This is a genomic window from Mesorhizobium sp. M1E.F.Ca.ET.063.01.1.1, assembly GCF_003998155.1.
Classification (GTDB): domain Bacteria; phylum Pseudomonadota; class Alphaproteobacteria; order Rhizobiales; family Rhizobiaceae; genus Mesorhizobium.
The window spans coordinates 1-1746 of sequence record NZ_RZSC01001009.1; the positions used below are offsets into that span (position 1 = coordinate 1).

General features: G+C 62.9%; 2 protein-coding genes. Both read right to left on the minus strand.

The annotated features are described in order from the left end of the window. Nucleotides 1-51: 51 nt before the first annotated feature. Nucleotides 52-1260, minus strand: a complete 1209-nt coding sequence (locus EOA29_RS35395; protein WP_127222322.1) for a beta-ketoacyl-[acyl-carrier-protein] synthase family protein — start codon at nt 1258-1260, stop codon at nt 52-54. Then, a complete protein-coding gene (locus EOA29_RS35400; protein WP_126057635.1) occupies nt 1261-1542 on the minus strand; it encodes an acyl carrier protein in 282 nt (93 codons plus the stop codon). Nucleotides 1543-1746: the final 204 nt, after the last annotated feature.

The window sequence follows — 1746 nt, forward strand, 5'->3', positions numbered from 1 at the left end:
CAAGCAGCTAGATACGACAGGTGACCTCAAATGAGGCGTCTTGCATGGCTTCTACACCTGCCTGAATGCCAGAACTGCGTTCGTACCGCCCATGGCGAAGGCGTTGCTCATGGCGACGCGCACCTTGCGCTCGCGCGGCACATTGGGTGTGATGTCGAGGTCGCAAGCGGGATCTGGCTCGCGATAGTTGGCGGTCGGCGGCACGACGTCCTCTTGGATTGCCATCACGCAGGCGATCATTTCAAGCGCGCTCGCTGCGCCGAGGCAATGCGCGTGCGTGGACTTGGTGGAAGAGATGGACATCGAATAAGCGTGGTTTCCAAACACACGCTTGATCGCCGCCGTTTCAGTCTGATCATTGCTTTTGGTACCGGTGCCGTGCGCGTTGAGGTAGTCGACGTCCTCGGCATTCAGCCCGGCATCGGCAAGGCAGGCGCGCATCGCCGACGCTGGCCCCTCGACAGATGGCGCGGCAATGTGGAAGGCATCGGCGGAAAGGCCGACGCCGGCGATCTCGGCAAGAATTGTGGCACCACGCCTCGTGGCATGCTCGTAGCTTTCCAGCACGGCCATGCCCGCACCCTCGCCCAGCACCAGGCCCTTCCTATCGGCGGAGAAGGGCCGGCAGGTATCGGGTGAAAGCACGCGCATTGCTTCCCATGCTTTCAGCACGCCCCATGCGAAGGGTGCGTCGCTGCCTCCGGAAACCATTACGTCGGCCCGGCCCAGCTTGATCTGGTCCACCGCCGAGGCGATCGCATGGTTGGCCGAGGCACATGCGGAGGTCACCCCGAAGACCGGCCCGCGCAAGCCGAGGCTCAAGCTCACCTGGCCGGCGGCGGCGCTTGGCATCGTTTTGGGTACAGCGAGGATGCCAACTCGCCTCGCGCCGTCCAAAAGGAGGGCCCGGTAAGTTTCCTCCATCACATCCCAGCCCAAGCCGCCGACGCCCACTGTCGCGCCGAAGCGATGGGCATTCCCCTCGTCGCAGGAAAGTCCGGCCTGCCGCATGGCTTCGCGCGCTGCAAGCACGGCGAGCAAGCTGAAGCGGGCCATGGAGACGAGATGCCCCCGATTGATGTCGTGCTGGGGCAGCGCCTTGATCTCAGCGCCGGTCATGCCCTCCAGGTCATGAAGCTCGGAATTGGCGATCGGGCCGATGGCGGAGCGGCCTTCGCGCATCTCTTTCCACATAGAGGCGGCGTCGGTGCCCAGTCCGCACAGGCCGCCCACTCCGGTGATAACGACGCGCCTGTCCATTCAAGCCTCCTTCGCAAGCAAGCCGCGGACGGCTTCCACGACGTCGCCGACATTCTTGAGATTGGACCAGGCATCGGCCGTGTTCATGTCGATCTTGATGCCGTAGGCCTGCTCCACATCCCAGAGGACGTCCGCCAAACCCAGCGAATCAAACCCGAGCGCGTCCAGTTCCGTGGCGATTGTTATCTCGCCGACGAATGACGTAGGCATTCCCTCACCGCTCTCCGACTCGGCGCGTTTCTTGATCAGGGCAATGACGTCCGTTGCGAATTGATCGGCCATTCTGTTTCCTGTCTTTCTTTCCCGCGTTTCGACCTGGACGCGGCTCAGTTCCTGAGGCGCGCCGCGTCGCGAAAGCCATCACGCTTGGGCAACTGACAAAGCCCAATGCTCATAAAGCCGGATCAGGTCCGGCCGGTGTGTGGCGTAGGTGCAGTATGACGATGTGAGCCGCTACACCGTGCGCGTCTCCCAGTCTGTCCATAG

Bases quoted from the DNA above. Each gene is read 5' to 3' on its own strand.
- EOA29_RS35395 (WP_127222322.1), bottom strand. From the start codon at position 1,260: ATGGACAGGCGCGTCGTTATCACCGGAGTGGGCGGCCTGTGCGGACTG.
- EOA29_RS35400 (WP_126057635.1), bottom strand. From the start codon at position 1,542: ATGGCCGATCAATTCGCAACGGACGTCATTGCCCTGATCAAGAAACGC.